Annotated in this window: 18 protein-coding genes; 9 read left to right on the plus strand and 9 right to left on the minus strand. The window is 45.3% G+C overall.

Annotation, left to right across the window (positions count from 1 at the left end):
* The first annotated feature begins 174 nt into the window (after window positions 1–174).
* The 7 genes from ACQSGY_RS19575 to ACQSGY_RS19605 all read left to right on the plus strand — a co-directional run bounded on the left by ACQSGY_RS19575 (window position 175) and on the right by ACQSGY_RS19605 (window position 6431).
* A complete protein-coding gene (locus tag ACQSGY_RS19575; protein WP_427180051.1) occupies window positions 175–369 on the plus strand; it encodes a helix-turn-helix domain-containing protein in 195 nt (64 codons plus the stop codon).
* Window positions 370–385: 16 nt separating this feature from the next.
* On the plus strand, window positions 386–1708 hold the full coding sequence (locus tag ACQSGY_RS19580) for a hypothetical protein (protein ID WP_427180053.1): 1323 nt from the start codon (window positions 386–388) through the stop codon (window positions 1706–1708).
* Between the two features lie 199 nt (window positions 1709–1907).
* The gene (locus ACQSGY_RS19585; RefSeq protein WP_427180055.1) at window positions 1908–2483 is read left to right on the plus strand and encodes a hypothetical protein; all 576 of its coding nucleotides are present in this window, start codon (window positions 1908–1910) and stop codon (window positions 2481–2483) included.
* A 271-nt stretch (window positions 2484–2754) separates the two neighbouring features.
* Window positions 2755–4197 (plus strand): DNA primase family protein, encoded by a 1443-nt coding sequence (locus ACQSGY_RS19590; protein WP_427180057.1) that lies wholly within the window; start codon window positions 2755–2757, stop codon window positions 4195–4197.
* 239 nt (window positions 4198–4436) lie between these two features.
* Window positions 4437–4772, plus strand: coding sequence for a hypothetical protein (locus ACQSGY_RS19595; RefSeq protein WP_427180059.1), 336 nt, complete (start codon window positions 4437–4439; stop codon window positions 4770–4772).
* Between the two features lie 111 nt (window positions 4773–4883).
* Complete coding sequence (locus ACQSGY_RS19600) at window positions 4884–5114, plus strand: helix-turn-helix domain-containing protein (RefSeq protein ID WP_427180061.1); 231 nt, start codon at window positions 4884–4886, stop codon at window positions 5112–5114.
* 102 nt (window positions 5115–5216) lie between these two features.
* Window positions 5217–6431, plus strand: coding sequence for a tyrosine-type recombinase/integrase (locus ACQSGY_RS19605; RefSeq protein WP_427180062.1), 1215 nt, complete (start codon window positions 5217–5219; stop codon window positions 6429–6431).
* A 37-nt stretch (window positions 6432–6468) separates the two neighbouring features.
* Here the strand turns inward: ACQSGY_RS19605 and rlmD are convergent, their stop codons facing one another.
* Window positions 6469–8100 carry a 23S rRNA (uracil(1939)-C(5))-methyltransferase RlmD gene (gene rlmD / locus ACQSGY_RS19610; protein WP_427180063.1) on the minus strand — a complete coding sequence of 544 codons (1632 nt, stop codon included), beginning with the start codon at window positions 8098–8100 and terminating at the stop codon, window positions 6469–6471.
* 11 nt (window positions 8101–8111) lie between these two features.
* Here rlmD and ACQSGY_RS19615 point away from each other — a divergent pair, with 11 nt between their 5' ends.
* The gene (locus ACQSGY_RS19615) at window positions 8112–8234 is read left to right on the plus strand and encodes a hypothetical protein (protein ID WP_427180065.1); all 123 of its coding nucleotides are present in this window, start codon (window positions 8112–8114) and stop codon (window positions 8232–8234) included.
* A 1126-nt stretch (window positions 8235–9360) separates the two neighbouring features.
* Here ACQSGY_RS19615 and ACQSGY_RS19620 read toward each other — a convergent pair.
* Window positions 9361–10245 carry a diacylglycerol kinase gene (locus ACQSGY_RS19620; RefSeq protein WP_216517990.1) on the minus strand — a complete coding sequence of 295 codons (885 nt, stop codon included), beginning with the start codon at window positions 10243–10245 and terminating at the stop codon, window positions 9361–9363.
* A 480-nt stretch (window positions 10246–10725) separates the two neighbouring features.
* Here ACQSGY_RS19620 and ACQSGY_RS19625 point away from each other — a divergent pair, with 480 nt between their 5' ends.
* Window positions 10726–11424 carry an NPP1 family protein gene (locus tag ACQSGY_RS19625; protein WP_427180140.1) on the plus strand — a complete coding sequence of 233 codons (699 nt, stop codon included), beginning with the start codon at window positions 10726–10728 and terminating at the stop codon, window positions 11422–11424.
* Window positions 11425–11511: 87 nt separating this feature from the next.
* On the opposite strand, the gene bioC is transcribed toward ACQSGY_RS19625, so the two are convergent.
* The 7 genes from bioC to ACQSGY_RS19660 form a co-directional block, all read right to left on the minus strand.
* Window positions 11512–12426 carry a malonyl-ACP O-methyltransferase BioC gene (gene bioC / locus ACQSGY_RS19630; protein WP_289375720.1) on the minus strand — a complete coding sequence of 305 codons (915 nt, stop codon included), beginning with the start codon at window positions 12424–12426 and terminating at the stop codon, window positions 11512–11514.
* A complete protein-coding gene (locus ACQSGY_RS19635; RefSeq protein WP_289375722.1) occupies window positions 12401–13273 on the minus strand; it encodes an alpha/beta hydrolase in 873 nt (290 codons plus the stop codon). Before ACQSGY_RS19635 ends, bioC begins: the two co-directional genes overlap by 26 nt.
* Window positions 13270–14448: an 8-amino-7-oxononanoate synthase gene (gene bioF / locus ACQSGY_RS19640; RefSeq protein WP_427180067.1), complete on the minus strand. Its 1179-nt coding sequence runs from the start codon at window positions 14446–14448 to the stop codon at window positions 13270–13272. Before bioF ends, ACQSGY_RS19635 begins: the two co-directional genes overlap by 4 nt.
* Complete coding sequence (gene bioB, locus ACQSGY_RS19645; RefSeq protein WP_427180069.1) at window positions 14429–15478, minus strand: biotin synthase BioB; 1050 nt, start codon at window positions 15476–15478, stop codon at window positions 14429–14431. Before bioB ends, bioF begins: the two co-directional genes overlap by 20 nt.
* On the minus strand, window positions 15475–16212 hold the full coding sequence (gene bioD / locus ACQSGY_RS19650) for a dethiobiotin synthase (protein WP_427180071.1): 738 nt from the start codon (window positions 16210–16212) through the stop codon (window positions 15475–15477). Before bioD ends, bioB begins: the two co-directional genes overlap by 4 nt.
* Window positions 16213–16214: 2 nt before the next feature.
* The gene (bioA, locus tag ACQSGY_RS19655; protein ID WP_427180073.1) at window positions 16215–17567 is read right to left on the minus strand and encodes an adenosylmethionine--8-amino-7-oxononanoate transaminase; all 1353 of its coding nucleotides are present in this window, start codon (window positions 17565–17567) and stop codon (window positions 16215–16217) included.
* A 295-nt stretch (window positions 17568–17862) separates the two neighbouring features.
* On the minus strand, window positions 17863–18645 hold the full coding sequence (locus ACQSGY_RS19660) for a sirohydrochlorin chelatase (protein WP_427180074.1): 783 nt from the start codon (window positions 18643–18645) through the stop codon (window positions 17863–17865).
* Window positions 18646–18648 lie beyond the last annotated feature (3 nt).

The raw sequence follows: 18648 nt of genomic DNA on the forward strand, positions 1-18648 counted from the left end.
CCTCCTTTTTTATGCATCATTAACCAATTCATTCTTATCCTTTTTTTGTACGTCATGATACAGGAGAGGGGCTTATCACCGAAGCATAAAATAACAAAGAATAACGTCAAATAATGTCGCTTAAATTGATTTAATGAACAGTATAGTAACTCAAATGCAAGGAGGAAATTTTTTATGTATGATGACTATAGTGAGATACTTACTGTCCAAGAAATGGCTGAGTTGTTGAAAGTGGGCTTGAACACGGCATATAATTTGGTTAACTCCGCTGAAATCGAATCGTTTAGGGTGGGTAATTCACATCGGATTCAACGCTCTGCTATTACGGATTATATTATTAGAAAGAGCACAGGTTCCTATCGAAACTAAAGGAGTTTTACGATCAATGTTACATGTAAATTCAATTACAGAAAAAGCTTTGGAAATAGTAGTCGAAAACTACCATTTACCGCATCATGGTGCCCAGAAAACTAGCAATATTTACGAGTTGGCGGATTATGTATTTGAAAAATGCTACCATCTTATTCCGAACGATATAAAAGAATTCTTTGAAATAGGTCAAGAAAAAAATGATATTGCAAAACCAGATTTAATCAGACATTTGATTATTAATGCTTATATGGTGCAACTTATCGAATCCGAGGGCAAAATACATACATCCGGTGCTTTCTTTAACCGAGTGTATAACTTTATCGATGTTGCTATAGCGAATAATCAACCAGTTTGGTACTTGTTTGAGGACAAGGTTGTTCCCCGAATAGCAGGAGAATTTTCTAAGAAACTGAGCGAACACTGGATGGATCCTGGTACAAGTACACAGGCTAATACTTTCCCCTCTTTTATAGCTCCGTTAGTTGCTTTTCAAGCCATTCATGTAGATTCCCATAAGGTTCTAAAGGGACACATGGATAATCAGCACAGTACGAGCTATTTCAAACAGCATAAAGAAGTTGCAAAAAAACTTCACTTGCATTTTAGCGATAATTTCAAATTTTTGTTAGATCAGTTTCCTACTATCGATAGAATAGAGCGCTTGTTTGAAAATAATCAGATGAGTTATCACCCTGTACTTAACAGGATTTTATTTGAGCGTGAATATCAAATAGGACTTGCAAACAAAATCGCAATTTTGACAATGAATGAGTCCGAAGAAATCAAACTCCAATACTATCGATTATTAAGCACACTCGCACTTCTTCCAAATATAAATGGGAGATTATTCTATTTACCTTACATTCGAACAAGTGGGAGGATGGAGAAATTAAGCTCTGCCTTTATAGGTATGGCGTTAATAACAATTCCTGTTATGGAATCCTACTTTCTATTTTTATTGAAAAAGAAAGGATTCTCTGTAAATGCCTCTGCCATGCATTTCATGAATGAGAAAGATTTTTTCATTGACGTTAAAACCCAACCAGAAGCCATTCCTGGTATTAAAAATCAAATTTTTGGTGCAAAATTAGGCTTGCAATGGGAACTTGCAGATATGCCTTTCAACTACATTAAGAACATTTTAATAGTCCTCAACAAAGTTGCAGAAATTCAAACGAGTCATTTGAACGGTATTCACTTGAATCCATACGATTTTTTGAAAAACAACGGATATGACAAATATGACCTGTTCTTATTCAATGAAAATAATGATCTAATGATCGAAACACTCTCACAAGTGGTCAAAGAAAAATATTTCGACGTACTGTTTAAATAGTGAACAGCAGTTAAAAGCGGAGCTACCCGAATGTTTGGGTAGCTCCGCTTTTTAAAATTTAAATATATCATAATATCGGATATTAAAGCTAGCGTTTTTCAAAAAAAACTACTTGGATAAGCGGAAGTTTTAAAAAATGCAAAGAAGTATGATTATTCACAGAGGCGCCTCTCAAACAAAAATCTAGGAGCTGAAATGAATGGTCAAAAAATCGTTGTTCGAAAATCTGGCTGAGAAGGAACAGAGACTTCTTACCCAACTATCAAAAAAGAAAAAAGACATCCAGGTCTTGGCGTGTAATGGGAAGGAGTCTTGCGCACTTATTGACCACACAAAACTTGAGCCCTACAACCTTATTATAGGAATTATTCGAAATGATGAAAAGCTCTGCATTGGTCGATACGGTGAGCAGCATTTTTCTTTCCCTGTCGATGAATCTACAAGTTTAATAAGGGTCTGGATAGATGTTATAGAACAGAACGATGTTAAATTTCACATCAATTGTCGTGACCAATATTATGAACTTTTCAATGATGACGAAGAGGTCGAATACAATGACGAGATCATGATTGCGCTGCTCCATTGTCCAGACTTCGTCCAGTTCTCAGTGTATGACGGTAATTTACCATACAGGAAGTCTAGTCATATCTTTACCGCTTCGAGGACAGCAAGTGAAAATATTAAAATCATTGCTCACAGCATGCTGAATCAGCACTTCCCCGGTCTTTCCCGTTTTTTAATCCAATTAGATGGTGATGGGAATGAAGCGGAATAATCGAACTCCATATCGTCAGAAAGACTTTGTGGACGCTGATGACTCTCTCTATGAAATACTAAACCAAATTAGATCGGGAAAACTGAATACAGACTTTCTGAACTCTAAAAACATGGAACTAGAAACTACGGACAACGACTTATCATTGCCTACAAATCAAAGTCTTAGTAGTTCATTCGTTCAATCGCACGATACGACCATCGGTGAGCTAATTTCCCCCTCTACGTTAAGGCGTGGGGGGATACAGCAAGAATACATGGATAGGCATAGTATGCAGTTTGACGAACCGGTAAACAAGGTCAACGAAGCTTCTTCCAACCAGGAATGCCCAGAGAAGAACTATAACGAAAACCAAGAAGCAAAGATACCGATCGATGTCCAAGCGATGAGGGCTTTACTTGAAAAACAAAAGGTTCGATGCTGTGGTACAACGGTGTTTCTCCATAAAGAAGAATTTGGTTGTTTCGAGGAACAAACGGAAGCAAGTCTTTACGTAGCCATCCGTAAGTCTATAACCCCGGAGATAGACATGAAGCTCGGTAAACACAAGATGGCAGAAGTTGTCCACCGCCTTGTCAGTAGTCCGGAGCATCAAGTTTCTTACACGGAATTCGACAGCCACACGCATTTAATCAATTTACGGAATGGGGTCTTCGATGTAAACCAGCAGAGATGCTATCCGCATAGTCCAGACTACTTATTTACAAGTTACGTTGATGCTGAACTCGGGAAGTCGCCTTCCGGTATTCGGGTCTATCGCCCAAATCAAGAAGACGAAGAGCACGGAAGTTGTTTTAAACGTTTTCTAGATGATTGCACGGCTGGGGATCGTCTGAAAATGAAGTCTCTACAGCAATTTATGGGCTATATTATCAGCAATGAATGGCGGGCTAAGAAGTTCTTCGTTCTGATTGGCCTTCCTCACACTGGTAAGAGCATATGGCTGTCGTTAATTCGTTCAATGATTGGCTCCAAGCATACAACTGCAATGTCGCTAAAGCAACTTGGTGAGAATCGGTTTATGAGCGCCGAGCTAATCAAATCCAAGGTTAATATAAGCCCTGAAATGGATGAGAACGGAGCTATAAAAGGCACAGATATCATTAAGGCAATCACCGGGGGCGACCTCATAACCGCCGAAAAGAAGGGCAAAGACCCGTTCCACTTCTATGGAAAAACGAAGCTCGTTGCTTGTGGAAACCATATGCCTTTGCTCAACAAGCTAGATGGAACAACCGCTTTCACTGACAGAATCCATTTTCTTGTGTTCTCCAATATCATCCCAGAAGAACAAAGGGACAAATCGTTACTGGACAAATTAATTGCGGAGAAGACGTACATTGTGGAATGGGCATTGGAAGGTTTGCGCGAGTTAATGGACAATAATCTGGTCTTTACGGAAAGTGATGAGGCTCGTGCTTTTAAATCGCGGTACATTGCTGAATTGAATAATGTAACAGAGTTTGTTCGTGAACGATGTCATGTAGATCTGGACAACGATGAGTGCAAGGTCCATCGCAAAGTTCTTTTCCCAGCTTACAAACAATACTGTTGGGATAATGGCTATAAGTCACTGAGTAAGCAAGAGTTTTTTGTAGAGGTCTCAAAACTTAATGTTCATCCGGGTAAAATGAGGATCAGCGGGTCCACTCCTCTGGAGGGTTTTCGGGGAATACGACTACTGACAAAAGCTGAGCTTAAATCTTCTTTTTGAAATATGGCAATTACTTAGCTACATTGGCTACGCTAATTCAAATGTTCAAGAAATTCGGTGTATTACGGTACTTTTAACGTAGCTTGCTCTCAACTATTACTTTGCTACATGCAGCAACAAAGAGATTCAGCCGCTGCGTCAGTCGGCTACCCGTTGATACCCAACATCCAGCACATACGTCATTCCCATAATCTCGGATATATATTATTCATCTGAATATATTGGAGAGAGGTTTTAGAATGAAAGGAAATTCGATGACCTACAGCAAGGTTTATTTTTCAAATGAAGCTCATAAGCAAAACCTTCAAAAGTGCATACAAAAATTTGCTTGCTGGACGAAAGAATACATCTCCGCTTGTTATCTAGCCGCGCACCAGGAAATTTTCAAGTGTTTCGAACTTGAACAGCAAGAAAACGGGCCATTCGACTGGTACTTTGATTGCTTGGATCACGTTTCGCTCCAAGAGCATCGCTCGACAGTCTCAACAGCTCCATTAACCGGTCAAACTACTGCACTTGTACACCTTGCACTTAATCTGTGGATGGACAAGAATTTGACCTTACCGAAGGCCTAACTATCTGGGACTACGAGCTATACCGCGTTGCACTGCAAGCAATCGCACTACGAAGAAATACACCGGAGCTTATCATTCAATAATATCCGTAATTTAAGGAGGCTAAACCAAATGAGCAATACAGCACACACTACTAATCTTAACCCGCTTAACACTCATAACACTCTCACATTTTCTGAAGCCTGGGAATTTATTTTCCAAGGTAAGATTTCCAAGGACAAACTTTATAGCGAAGTACGGGCAGGTAGGATCCCACACTTTCGTATAGGAACCAAGATCTATTTTAGAAAAACCACTTTAGACGCTTGGTTTCAAGAGCAAGAACGCATCAGCTTACGATAATTTCATAAAAAACAGAAAAGCTCGTCGTTCTCACGAGCTTTTCTGTTTAGGCAACATCTGATTGTCTAACAAAAAGTTAACTTTGGATCAGGAGGCAACCCCATGGCAAGTATAGAAAAACGCGGAGAAAATTCTTGGAGACTTGTAGTCGAGACTGGATATGATCCAAGTGGTAAGCGCCTCAAACGTTACAAAACGATCAAAATCGAAGATCAGGCGCTCTTAAAAACCACAAAGCGATTGAAAGATCATCTGCAAGAAGAACTTATGAAATTCAAAATTGAAGTAGAAGCCGGAGAATATATTGCACCTGAGAAGATGACGTTTGGGGAATTTGTGAAAGAATGGGAAGACAAATATGCAAGTAAACACTTGGCAGAAAAGACCTTATACACTTATCAATCTAACCTAAAAAATAGAATTCTCCCGGCATTTAGTCATTTGCGGATCGACCAAATCAAAACCATGCACATCGTTAGCTTTATAAACTCACTGTCAGATGAGGGTAAAAGACTAGGGTTTAGAAAAGGAAATTTATCTGCCGGTACAATTGAGATCAATCATCGGATATTGAAAAATATTTTCACACGTGCTGTCGAATGGAAATTAATCAAGGACAATCCGGTTGCTGGAGCAAAGAAGCCTCTCGTCAAACACAAGCAAATTATTCCCTACGATGAAGACGAAGTTCAAGACCTCTTACTTGCATTACAGAAAGAACCGATACATTGGAGAATTATGATTACCTTAGCCCTTACAACGGCGCTAAGAAGAGGAGAGTTATTAGCCTTAGAGTGGAAGCATGTCGATTGGAACACAGGTACTATTGATGTCTTGCAAAGCGTTTCAATGTCACCTGCTGGTAATGCGCATGTAAAAGAGCCGAAAACTAAAAACTCAAAACGGAAGGTATCTCTTCCAAACTCCATGTTGGAAGAGCTGAGAGAGTATTATCTTCATAAAATTAAAGAACGTGATAAAATTGGAGACCGATGGCAAGGTGGGGACTACTTTTTCATGTTCTGTCATCCTGACGGTAAGGCTTTCCATCAGGAGCGACCTTACCTATGGTTCCGAAACTTCATTAAGAAAAACAAATTGAGATACATTCGATTCCATGATCTTCGCCATACTTCGGCTACATTACTCATTAATCAAGGAGTACACGCTAAGATCATATCCGAAAGACTTGGACATGGGAATATCAATACCACTATGAACGTTTACGGCCATGCATTAAGATCTGCCGATCAGTCAGCGGCTGACAAGTTCGAAACAATCCTATTACGAAAACAGGGACAACAGGGACTGAAATAACTTCCGTCCCCGTTTCGTCCCCAAATCCCCTAACCACCTACTCAAAACCCTTATAGATCAATGAACAAACAGCCTCAACATGCACCGTATGCGGGAACATATCCACTGGCGTTACCTCTACCGTGCGATAGCCGCCGTCTTCCAGTACACGCAGGTCGCGTGCCAAGGTGCTTGGGTTGCAACTCACATAGACTACGCGTTCCGGCTTCATCTCCAGGATCGTGTCGAGCAGACGTGGGTCGCAGCCTTTGCGCGGTGGATCAACGACGATGACGTCGGCTTCGATGCCTTGTTCTTTCCAGCGCGGGATGACGTCCTCTGAGGCGCCGACTTCAAACTTGACGTTGCGCATCTCGTTCAACTGGGCATTGCTGCGCGCATCCTCAATCGCTTCGGGCACAATCTCTACCCCATACACTTGATCCGCATGCTGCGCCAGGAAAAGAGAGATCGTTCCGATGCCGCAGTATGCATCAATAACCGTTTCTTTGCCGCTCAGTCCGGCGTATTCTACCGTTTTGCCATACAGCACTTCGGTCTGCACCGGATTGACCTGGTAGAACGAACGCGGAGAGATCGCAAATTGCACATCACCGATATAATCATAAATTACATCCCTGCCCCACAGGACACGAGTCTCATCACCGAAAATAACGTTCGTCTGCTTTCTGTTAACGTTCTGGCAGATGCTCGCCACCTGCGGAATCGCTTCACGGATGCTGCCGATCCATTCGTCTTGATGTGGAATATCCCGACCGTTCGTGACCAGCACCAGCATCATCTCGCCTGTACGGAACGCCTTTTTTACCACGACATGACGCAGTAACCCACGGCCTGTTTCCTCGTTGTATGCACTAATGCCAAGATGGCTGCCGATCTCCTTCACCTTGGCCACGACTTCATCGTTGTGCTCGTGCTGAATAAGACAGGTATCCATGTCGATGATCCGATGGCTTCCTTTTGCATAAAAACCACCAACCAAACCGCCTTCAGCTGCGCCAATCGGCACTTGTGCCTTGTTCCGGTAACGCCACGGCTCGTCCATGCCCATCGTTGGCAGTACACGAATTGCGTGTTCTGTGTCTTTTTCGTTCATGACACCTTCAAGTCGCAGACGCATTCGATTACTCTCGTTGGTTTGTTCTTCTATTCGTTCATCAAATGGAGATTGTTCAGGCTCGCTTACCTGAGTCCCTTCCTCCACCAACACGTTCAGCTTCCCGATGCGCTGCAGATTATCGATCACCAGCTGACGTTTCCAAGCCAGTTGACCAGCATAGCTCATATGTTGAATCTGGCATCCACCACACTGATCATAGATCGGACATGGCGCGGATACGCGATCCGGGCTGGCTTTGACGATCTCCAGCAGCTTGGCGTAGCCGTATTGCTTTTTCGTTTTCATCACGCGCACGCGCACGGTTTCACCCGGAAGAGCGCCCTGCACAAATAGTGTGTAACCATTCGCGCGGCCTACGCCCTCGCCGTCATGATTCATGCCGATGATATCAATGACGGTTTCTTCATTTTTACTGACGGGCAATCCTTCGATTGGTGCTGCCGATTCACGCGGTCTGCCTTTGGAACGCGCACCAGACAGGGATGCAGATGCACCATTCTGCCGGGTTTCCTTTCCCGATTGACGTGTAGATGGACGACCAGATTTCATTGAGTTTGTTGATGGCATGGATTGATTTGAATGATTTGATTGGTTTGGCTGACGGGACGCTGAAGCCTTTCCTTTCCCTTGAGGAGCAGCCGAATTCCGGCGGTTTTTTCCACGACCGCTGCGGTTCATATTAGACAACGTACATTCACTTCTTTCTTAATATAGTACACCGCCTGCAGAGGCAGTGGTTAAATCCAGCGATAAGCCGCATTTTGCTTTATCCAGAGACGATGCAGGTAATTTTTTAAAAGGATGAGCACCGCTCGCTTATGCTCGCTGAATTCTAACGATTCCCAGGAACCTTATTCACGCCAAAAATAACGTTCCAAAATTCTAACGAATCTCAGAGACGTTATTTCAATGTAAAATCGAGTTTATCGGCCATTTTGAGTCATTTTACCTAAAATAGCGTCTCACCGAATCGTTAGAATTCCAAATCTACTGATTTCTCCAAAATAAGACTTCCTGAAATCGTTAGCACGAAATGCATCGATTCCGGCTTACCAAGCGATTGCTACAACAGCAGTGCTCTTACATACTATCGAGATCGACATAATACACTCGCACTCGCAGACATACTCACGAATCTTACATATACACTTGCACTCTCACGTATAAACTTGCGCTCCACATCTCACATTTACTCTTACACAACAGTCTGCTCTTAAAGCAGTACTCACGTACTCTTACATATACAATTGCGCCTCTTAGAAATACTGTCGCACTCTTACAGATACTTTCGTATTCTTACCTTCTCACATATCCACACACACTCTTACACATATTATTGCACTCTTGCTTCCTGTACTCTCGCACCCTTACATGTAAACTTGCGCCCCACATCTCACATTTACTCTTACACAACAGTCTGCTCTTAAAGCAGTACTCATGTACTCTACATAATACTATTGCGCCTCTTAGAAATACTGTCGGGCTATTACATTTACTCTCGCATTCATACTTTCTTACATATACTCTTGCATTCACGCACTTTTACATCCTATATCCATGCGCTATTCAACCTAACACGCTCTTACACAATCCTAGATCCTATACGCACGCATTCACTCAGTCTCACACTCGCGCGCACATTCACTAATACACTCCCGCACTCATGCACAACTCACAAACGCAAGCCACATGACTGGTCACCATCATGCACCCAACTCATAATCATACCGCACCAAACGGATCATCAGCACGCATCAGACTCCGTCCATCAGATCAAACCACACCCACCCCAAGCAGGGGCCTTCCGGTTCACCGATGGAACAGCTGCAGATGATGCTTGAGATTCGTAAACGTTGCCGGCAGTGTGCCGCCCAATTCGCCGTCCAGATTCAATTGCACATAACCCGGTGAAGTGACCTCCATGTGGTTCGTCTGGAAATGCAGAACCTTCTTGTCGTTCAGATGCTCCCCACGCAGCGCCAGCGTAACGAGACGGATCATGTCGGCCAGGTTACACTTGCGCACTGCAATCACATCGAGCATACCGTCATCAATGGTAGCGCCAGGAGCAAGCTTCTCGAAGCCGCCGACGGAATTGGTATTGGCAATGAGGAACAGCATGAATTCATCATGAATTTCTTCCTGTCCGTTCGCACGAATGATCAGCTCCTGCGGGGACAGGTTCGACATCTTTTCGATGCCCTTCATATAATAGGCCAGCTGCCCGATCATCGTTTTCAGACGACTCGGCACTTCATAGGTTAACTCGGTTAACGACCCGCCGCCTGCAATATTAATAAAATATTTATCATTGGCCTTGCCCAGATCAAGCGGACGTGTCTGCTGATTGATGACCAGATCCACGTAATCTTCCCATTGTCTTGGAATACCGAGCGCACGCGCAAAATCATTCGTCGTTCCCAAAGGAAATACACCCAGCGGCGGACGGTTCTCCCGTTCAGCCATGCCGTTAATGACCTCATACAACGTGCCGTCGCCGCCTGCCGCAATAATCATGTCATATCCGCGTTCAATGGCCAGCTCCGCTTCCCGAGTTGCATCCCCTTCACCCGTTGTTGCATGACAGGAAGCCTCAATACCGCCTTGATCCAGACGCTGCAAAATATCTGCCAGACGTTTCTTCATTTCTTCCCGGCCGGAGGTCGGATTATATATTAATCGAGCTCTTTTCATCTGATACGCCACCTATTCCACATTATCCATGAGTCGGAACGACCTCATCCGCTTTGTTTACTTTTCAGTAAAGGCCGCCATTTAACACAACATTAAACTTCAATTCATCCCGCCCAAACAATACGTTCCACATTCATATCTATGCCAAAGGAATTTCGTCTCATTCCATAGACCGCTGCTTCTATCATATCACCAAACGTAAAGATGTCCTAGCCTGTAATCCACAACTCGTTTTTGCAAAATAACCCGCTATCCTTCCATTCTGCCCGCCTGAACACGAATTAATCTCTAATACCCCTTCAGGCATCCTTTAATGATGACATAAATATACCGCAAATTTACAAATCTCAATATAAAAATATAAATATAATCAATATTTTTCCAGTAAGATGTGAGTACATGCCTCATACATAACAACCAGCACGCCATTATGTCGCAAAGGAGAATTGCATGATGAACAAAACGAAGAAACTTGTACTGATGCTCATGGTCACCCTCCTCGCCTGTATGCCTCTGGTTACTACCGCCGATGCGGCCGTGATCAATCATGATCAGGTCATCGGCTTTCAAGAAGTCACACCCGTAACAGCCACCCAAATCACAGCCAAACGTTTTCAACCTTTTCTAAAGGTCTACCATGGATGCGTGCCTTTCCCCGCTGTAGATGCACAGGGGAACACAAGTGCAGGCTTGGCAACATCAGGATCACACAATGGCGGCTGCAGCTCCAATCTGGGCCAGGTCTACTCCCGCTCAGCTTGGCATAATGGAGTGTGGGCGATCATGTACGCATGGTATTTCCCGAAAGACAATCCATCTCCTGGATTTGGTCATCGTCATGATTGGGAAGGCATTGTCGTGTGGGTAGACAATCCTGCTGTAGCCAATCCGAAAGTGCTCTCCGTCGCCTATTCCGGTCACGGCCAGTTCACGAACGTAGCTCCAAGCTCAAGCAATATGCAGGGGGATCATCCGAAAATCTCCTACAACAGCACCTGGCCGCTTAACCATGAGCTCGGTGTAACCAATGTGGTCGGAGGAACTCAGCCGCTGATCGGTTGGGATGATCTGACTTCCGCCGCACGCAATGCACTGAATACAACGGACTTTGGCAGTGCGAATGTACCATTTAACGATAACAACTTTACGAACAACCTGAATAAGGCTTGGTTTAGATAATTGGTTAGATAAAAAAACAAATCCCCTTCATGGCTGGATAAGCCGTATGGAGGGGATTTAACTATATAATATGCCACATATGATGCTTCATATCGTGCTTATATCTGAAACGACAGCTTCAATAAACAAGAGGTCATATGTCGCCTGAACCCCTCCTCCCGCCCCGACACTGAACCTATCTTCATACACCTTATACATCCGGGTAAACAGAGTTCGTAGACTAACCCCGGGCACTTGAGCTGCTTCCGAAGTGCTTGCCCCCATGCCTCTTACCGAGTGCAGAAAATTTCTTGCAGAAGCATATCTCTCGATATGAACCAAACGATTCTCCGGATAACTCGTAAAACCTGATCTCTCCAACATAACTCTCCACTCTTCAGCCGAATGAAACGACAGTCCATGTCGCTGCGGTTGAACTCTGCAGGCTAGATATACCTCATGAAATGCCTCATGCATCTCCCGAAAAGTATCCGTCCCAAAAGTTGTGAACAGAAGCCTGCCTCTTGGACGGAGTATACGCTTCAAGCCGTTCAAGGTCTGTTGAGGATCACGCAACCATTGAAAACAAGCATTGGAAACGATGATATCTACCGAGCATGACGGGGCATCATGAACCCACTTTTCAATATCAGCCAGCACAAAATGAATTCCTTCTGCGGTCCCCTTCCCACCTTCAGCATGCTGTACAGACAAGCATCGCCGGGATGCCAGACGAATCATTTCGGGTGCAATATCCACGGCGGTAATACTTGCTTCAGGCCAATCATTAGCAATCCTGTGTGTCAAAAACCCTGTACCACAGCCTATTTCAAGAATAGTCGGTGAATGACTAAACGTATTGTTCTTGCCGTGTGCAAGAGTTCCTGCAAGCCGAGAGGCCATCCTTCGCTGAACGTGGGCATGCGTATCATAAGAGGATGCATTACGATTGAATCGTCGCTGAACATTAATGCTACTGTCGAAGTTCGCTCCGTTTTCATCCCAACTCCTGCTTATACTCATGCCACCACCTCCTCCACTCCTTCTCAATTCTGACTTCATTACCGAGAAAAGCTGCATGTCCCCCATCATTCAGCGTCACTAATCTGGCTAGCGGTAACCGATCCAATAGTTCCACCCCTGCATCATATGGACAAATTTTGTCCTCATGCCCGTGGAATAAAAGGACTGGGCATTCGATTCGCGCCAGATCGGACAAATAATCCTCATGACGTAAAATTTGAAGTCCTGCCAGCAGCGCTTCGGGTGTCCAGCAGCCCGCCGGGGGGAGGCGGTCAGCATACCCCGTTTCCCACTCCCGTACTGTAAACATCATTTTGCGAAAACGACTCTCCACGTCTGGCCGTTCCTTGGCTATGTCTCGCATTATTTGCCTGACGTACGCATCGTGCACACCAAGGCTCCGTTCCTTCTTTTCCCGAACAAAACGTGCAGTTGCACTAAATAACACCAACCCATCGGCATAACCTTTGGCTGCCAGTCCAAGAGCAAGTACCGCTCCCAAAGACCAGCCCGAGATGAGTAGCGGAGCGCGAGGCACGTTCTCTCCACAAGTCCCTTTCGGCACGTGGAACAGTTCCGGCATGCCGATATCGCCATGAGCAGCGCCCTCATCCAATCGATTAGACCGAACTGCCCGAGATAACCGATTGACGGTTGTTTCCACAAGGTCCAGCATATCCTCGGGAGTACTCGCAACACTGTAATCCAGAGAAAGATGCTGATAATCAGGCAATCGTTGACGTAACGAGTTAAATACAGCATCAGTCATACTCCAGCCAGTTAGCCATAATATCGTCCCTGTTTCCTTTTGCTCTACTCGTCCCATATATTCATTCCGTATGTTCATGATGTGAGCAAACCGAGCTGATTCCCAACTTTCTTAATGAGAACACTCGCCTGCCTCAACTCATCATACGTATGCGCCGACGATACAGAAAAACGAATTCGTGCTGTGCCGACTGGCACCGTAGGTGGCCTAATGGCTATCCCAGCAATGCCGACTCCTTCCAGAGCTTCGCTGAAACGAAGTGCCTGTTCACTGTCACCAACCATGATCGGCACAACTTGCGAATCTCCTTCTACCACATAGAATCCTGCATTCATCAACGCGGAACGAAACCAATCACTGGCCGAACGCAGATGATTACGGCGCCAATGCTCCGTCTGTACCAAATGTAAAGCCGTCATAATTCCTGCCAGAAGCGAGGGCGGGAGCGCCGTAGAATAGATAAGTGGTCTGACTTTATTCATAAGAAATTGTATTAATACGTTGTTACCAGTTATATAAGCTCCATATATACCGAAGGCTTTGCTGAATGTTCCGATATGTACATCTACATGGCGATGGAGTCCCAACTCATGACAAAGCCCTTCTCCCTTTTCCCCGTAAACACCTCCACTATGTGCCTCATCCACCATCAGCATAGCGTCATATCGTCGTTTGAGTTTCACCAGTTCATGCAATCGTGCCCGATCCCCATCCATGGAAAACAGTGCATCCGTGACAATCAGCTTGCGCCTTTTATCCCGATGTTTGTGCAATAGAGCCTCCAGATGCTCCAGATCATTATGCCGATATCTGGCATGCTCCGCACGGCTTAACACGACACCATCAACGATGCTGGCGTGGTTATACTGATCGCTAAAAACCACATCTCCTCGTCCCATAAGTACTGCAATGACACCTGAATTCGCCATATAACCATTTGCAAAAACAAGAGAAGCTTCAGCATGCTGCCAAGATGCCAGCGCTGCTTCCAGACGGCCGTATAATGACCTATTGCCCGTGACGAAACGGGAAGCACCTGAGCCTGCGCCTTCAACCTGGAGTGTTTCACAAATGGCTTGAATAATATCAGGATGCCCTGCAAGTCCCAGATAGTTATTGGAAGCCAGATCAAGTAAGCTATTCCCTCCTCTTACAATATGACCAGGACGTTCAGGAGACTTAGTACTATCGCGTAAATGACGTTGATTTGAGGCGTGAGCCAGTTTTTCAAGTTCATTTTCCATCCAGTTCATATTTGTCGGCACCACCCTGCAAGGCATTGAGTTCAATCTCAAACCCCAAATCCTCAATCATCTGATGATCATTCGTAATGTCCTGACCTGCTGTCGTCAAATAATCCCCCACAAAGATTGAATTAGCGGCATACAGCGCCAAAGGTTGCAATGAACGCAAACTAATCTCACGTCCTCCTGCTACACGGATTTCTTTGGATGGACAAATCAATCGAAATAATGCCAGCACCTTAAGCGCTCTCATCGACGTTGTACGTGAAGCCCCTTCCATAGGTGTACCGGGGATTGCATTGAGAAAGTTAACCGGAATCGAATCTGCATCATGCTCTCGAAGTGCAAAAGCCATCCCTACAATGTCTCGCTGACTCTCGCCCATGCCGATAATAACACCGGAGCAAGGAGACATGCCGGAAGTTCTGGCCTTCTCTACAGTTTCAACCCGCTGGTCATACGTATGTGTTGTCGTGATGGACGGATAGTTATCTCGGCTTGTATTCAGATTGTGGTTGTAACGATGCACCCCCGCTTCAGCCAAACGTTCGGCCTGCCCCTCCTTTAAGATGCCAAGACAAGCACAGATTTTAAGGGGTAGCGTTGCACGGATTTCTTTTACAGCATCGATGACCTGCTCCAGTTCCTGATTTGTCGGTCCTTTTCCTGATGCAACGATACAATATGTACCCGCTTGGCGAGCCATTGCTTCCTGTGCACCTGACAGCAGCGTTTCCTTATCCAGCAAACTGTATTTCGGAATAGATGCGCTGGATCGGATGGATTGAGAGCAGTACCCACAATCTTCCGGACACAACCCGCTCTTGGCGTTGATAATCATATTCAGCTTTACTTTATTGCCATAAAAGTGTCGTCTCACAACATAAGCTGCATGCAGGAGTGGCAGTACCTCGTCATTATCAGCATCCAGAACAGCGATCCCTTCCTCTACTGTCAGGCATTCGCCTTTCAAAGATTTTCTGGCAAGGGACATCCAGTCTGTATCTTTAGGAGCTATGCTCATATTCATCGATTTCATCGATATTCCTCCATTTTCTGAATGGTCAAAGTATCTCTGACGGGAGAAAGGTTGATCGTTGACTGAAGCGCATGGATTAACCTCTTGGGATCAATCTCTCCTGTAAGCTCGGGAAAATGTCCCAAACAAGGAATGCCGCTGTATTGTTCAATGATTCTCCCGTTTGTCTCCACGCTTGGGTCAAGGTACAACTCACCTGAGAGACCGTCATTCAGAATGAAACCTAGAATTGAAATTCCGCGGCGTTCTAAGTATTCCATCGTAAGCAACGTATGATTGATCGTACCTAGTCCTGATCTTGCAACGATTAATACCGGAGTCTGAAGCCCAGCTATCAGATCAGCCGTCAAGGCGTCCTCTGTTATTGGAACTGCTACACCACCTGCGCCTTCAATAAATACGGAATCATATCGATTACGTATCGCTTCCCCGGCACTGAGGATATCCTGTAACGTAATATTCAATCCCGCCTGTTTTGCAGCAAGCATGGGTGCAAGTGGAGCCTCAAACGTGAACGAGGCAATATCCTCCGCGTACGAATCCATCCCCGTGTATTTCAGTAAAAGCTCTGCATCTGTTGTGCCTTCACCCGCAAGTCCACCCGTCTGAACCGGTTTCCAAACGCCGACGTTTCCCCCTTCCGCACGAAGCGCAGCAACAAGCGCACCTGTAATTACCGTTTTGCCTACCCCCGTATCGGTACCTGTTACGAATAACCCTTGTGTTCCATTCATCTCTACCGACCACCTTCGGTGACATCGATAATGGCTTTCATCAGAATATCGGTCATCTCATCCAGTTCTGCATCGGTGCTGGCAAGAGGAGGCATGAACACCACGACATGGCCTAAGGGTCTCGTCAGCATCCCCAGTTCCCGCGCACGCCCGGTTACACGAACGCCGATGCGTTCTGCCCATTCATATGCTTGCCGGGTGGACTTGTCCTTCACCAGTTCAATGCCCACCATCAGTCCCTTTTGCCGGATCTCTCCGACATGCGGAGCATCCTTAATGGCACGAAGTTTGTGCTCAACCAACAGTGCTTTCCTCCTTACACCCTCTAACATATGGTGATCTTCAAATCGCTTCAGGCTTGCCAGCGCGACTGCACATCCGAGCGGATTACCTGTAAACGAATGACCGTGAAAGAACGTTTTCTGCTTTTCATAATCCGCGTAAAAAGCACAAAAAACCTCTTCGGTTGCCAGCGTAGCTGCTACAGGCAAATAACCGCCAGTAAGCCCTTTACCCACCACCATCAGGTCAGGGGATACCTCTTCATGATCACAAGCAAACATCATACCTGTCCTCCCAAAGCCTGTAGCCACCTCATCGGCGATAAACAGTACGTCATACTCCCGGCATAATGTCGCCATCTCGCGCAGGCAGCCTTCAGGCATAACGATGATGCCACTTGCGCCTTGAACGATCGGCTCGACAATCATCGCCGCAATTTCATGTGCACTCGTTTCCAGAATTTTGCGTAGCTCAGACAGGGTAGCTTTCTTTGCTCCATGTGCACCACGCTCATGTCGATAAGCGTATGGATAGGGCACGACGTAAGACGGAAACAGCATCGGTCGAAATACGTCATGATACAACGGAATGGCACCTACGCTCACGGCGCCAATGGTGTCCCCGTGATAAGCCTGATTCATGGTGATGAATTTAGTTTTGGAGGTCTTCCCGAGATTCATCCAATATTGAAAAGCCATTTTGACTGCAATTTCTACCCCGGTTGCGCCTGCATCGGAATAAAATACTTTCGTCAATCCTTGAGGTGCAATCTCTGCAAGCTTCTCGGCTAGCTCAATTGCAGGGATATTAGCCATGCCAAGCAGTGTGGAATGTGCTACTCGTCCTAATTGTGCAGTGACGGCCTCATTCAGCTCCGGCACATTGTGCCCATGCACATTAAGCCAAACCGAAGAAAAACCATCGTAGTAAGCCCTCCCCTGTACGTCATACAGCATAACTCCTTCGCCTCGTTCAATGATTAGCGGATCAGACTGGTTGTAATCCTTCATCTGTGTAAAAGGATGCCAGACATGAGCCTGGTCTATGGCTACAAGCCGTTCATATGGTGTCATCGTACAGCTCCTTTCCATCAAATCATCTAACATTCTTAATTGTTAACCAATTTTATTTTTCAGGTTAACAATTAAGACATGCACATCTTATCAAACAAATTCTCCACTGTAAAGAGAGTTTTACATTCTACATATGGCCTATTTTTACTAAACATTACACACTTCTGATCATTTCGATTAGGTTCAAGATACCGTTTGTAGAGCGAAATAAAGACGCAATAAAACAAAAAAAACGGCATCTCTGCCGTTTTTTTATCATGAATGGATTTAAACTGGAATCCAACTTTAATGCTATTTAACTTGGAACTGCCCTATTACACTGCTCCAGCAAATACTGAATTTGCCGTTCCAGCCACTGACCAAGCAGCGGATGAGGAAGCAGCGTCTCCCCGCTATATGCATACTCCAGACCTTGAAGTCGCTCTGGAATGACATGACGCGTAAAATAACCGGCGCTCAGAAACAGCGGTGCCACAATTACACGGCTTCCACGCTCTTCGCTCCAGTATTTCGCCTTGTCATGCACACTCTCGGGATTAAGCAGCGCGTAATCTGTATGAGCTACACCGCTAATATCTTGTACGCGTCGAGCTAGAGAAGCTATGCCGGCTTCCCAGCGCTGGCGAAATCCGTCATGGATGCTTCCATGTCCAACGAGCAGGATGGTCTCCTGTTCGGGCTGCTGTGACAGTGACTGGACCTTGTCCCACACCATTACCGCAATATCAGGATCATCATCCACCGGATAACCGAAATGAACCCGGGCCTGTACCTCGAAAGGTTCAAGGTCTGTCTCCCGTTCAGGTGCTTCCTTGGCTCCAATCGCATATTCGATCTCATCCACATGTGTGCTTCCAGACGAAACAAAAAGAGGTACAACGAGCATATCCGTTACACCTTGTGCTTCAAGCCGGTTGATGCCGTCCTGAATCAAACGTCCATTCACGAGTTCCAGAAATCCGGCTTCAACAGGCAGCGGCTCAGGCAGATTCAGCCGGGAGATCGCGTCATCGACGGATTCAACCCAGGTCTTCTCCTGAGAACCGTGACTAATGATGAGTACACCCGGCTTCTTCATGAA

The sequence above is a fragment of the Paenibacillus sp. TC-CSREp1 genome (assembly GCF_050171015.1).
In the GTDB taxonomy this organism is placed as follows: Bacteria; Bacillota; Bacilli; order Paenibacillales; family Paenibacillaceae; genus Paenibacillus; species Paenibacillus silvae.

What these genes read in the sequence shown, in the direction of transcription:
- ACQSGY_RS19590 (WP_427180057.1), top strand. Translation starts at nt 2,755, where the DNA reads ATGCAGTTTGACGAACCGGTAAACAAGGTCAACGAAGCTTCTTCCAAC.
- bioD (WP_427180071.1), bottom strand. Translation starts at nt 16,212, where the DNA reads ATGAATGGAACACAAGGGTTATTCGTAACAGGTACCGATACGGGGGTA.
- ACQSGY_RS19635 (WP_289375722.1), bottom strand. Translation starts at nt 13,273, where the DNA reads ATGAACATACGGAATGAATATATGGGACGAGTAGAGCAAAAGGAAACA.
- ACQSGY_RS19615 (WP_427180065.1), top strand. Translation starts at nt 8,112, where the DNA reads ATGGCATGGATTGATTTGAATGATTTGATTGGTTTGGCTGACGGGACG.
- ACQSGY_RS19625 (WP_427180140.1), top strand. Translation starts at nt 10,726, where the DNA reads ATGCTCATGGTCACCCTCCTCGCCTGTATGCCTCTGGTTACTACCGCC.
- bioB (WP_427180069.1), bottom strand. Translation starts at nt 15,478, where the DNA reads ATGAAATCGATGAATATGAGCATAGCTCCTAAAGATACAGACTGGATG.
- ACQSGY_RS19600 (WP_427180061.1), top strand. Translation starts at nt 4,884, where the DNA reads ATGAGCAATACAGCACACACTACTAATCTTAACCCGCTTAACACTCAT.
- ACQSGY_RS19595 (WP_427180059.1), top strand. Translation starts at nt 4,437, where the DNA reads ATGAAAGGAAATTCGATGACCTACAGCAAGGTTTATTTTTCAAATGAA.
- ACQSGY_RS19580 (WP_427180053.1), top strand. Translation starts at nt 386, where the DNA reads ATGTTACATGTAAATTCAATTACAGAAAAAGCTTTGGAAATAGTAGTC.
- bioC (WP_289375720.1), bottom strand. Translation starts at nt 12,426, where the DNA reads ATGAGTATAAGCAGGAGTTGGGATGAAAACGGAGCGAACTTCGACAGT.
- rlmD (WP_427180063.1), bottom strand. Translation starts at nt 8,100, where the DNA reads ATGAAATCTGGTCGTCCATCTACACGTCAATCGGGAAAGGAAACCCGG.
- ACQSGY_RS19605 (WP_427180062.1), top strand. Translation starts at nt 5,217, where the DNA reads ATGGCAAGTATAGAAAAACGCGGAGAAAATTCTTGGAGACTTGTAGTC.
- ACQSGY_RS19660 (WP_427180074.1), bottom strand. Translation starts at nt 18,645, where the DNA reads ATGAAGAAGCCGGGTGTACTCATCATTAGTCACGGTTCTCAGGAGAAG.
- ACQSGY_RS19575 (WP_427180051.1), top strand. Translation starts at nt 175, where the DNA reads ATGTATGATGACTATAGTGAGATACTTACTGTCCAAGAAATGGCTGAG.
- bioF (WP_427180067.1), bottom strand. Translation starts at nt 14,448, where the DNA reads ATGAACTGGATGGAAAATGAACTTGAAAAACTGGCTCACGCCTCAAAT.
- ACQSGY_RS19585 (WP_427180055.1), top strand. Translation starts at nt 1,908, where the DNA reads ATGGTCAAAAAATCGTTGTTCGAAAATCTGGCTGAGAAGGAACAGAGA.
- ACQSGY_RS19620 (WP_216517990.1), bottom strand. Translation starts at nt 10,245, where the DNA reads ATGAAAAGAGCTCGATTAATATATAATCCGACCTCCGGCCGGGAAGAA.
- bioA (WP_427180073.1), bottom strand. Translation starts at nt 17,567, where the DNA reads ATGACACCATATGAACGGCTTGTAGCCATAGACCAGGCTCATGTCTGG.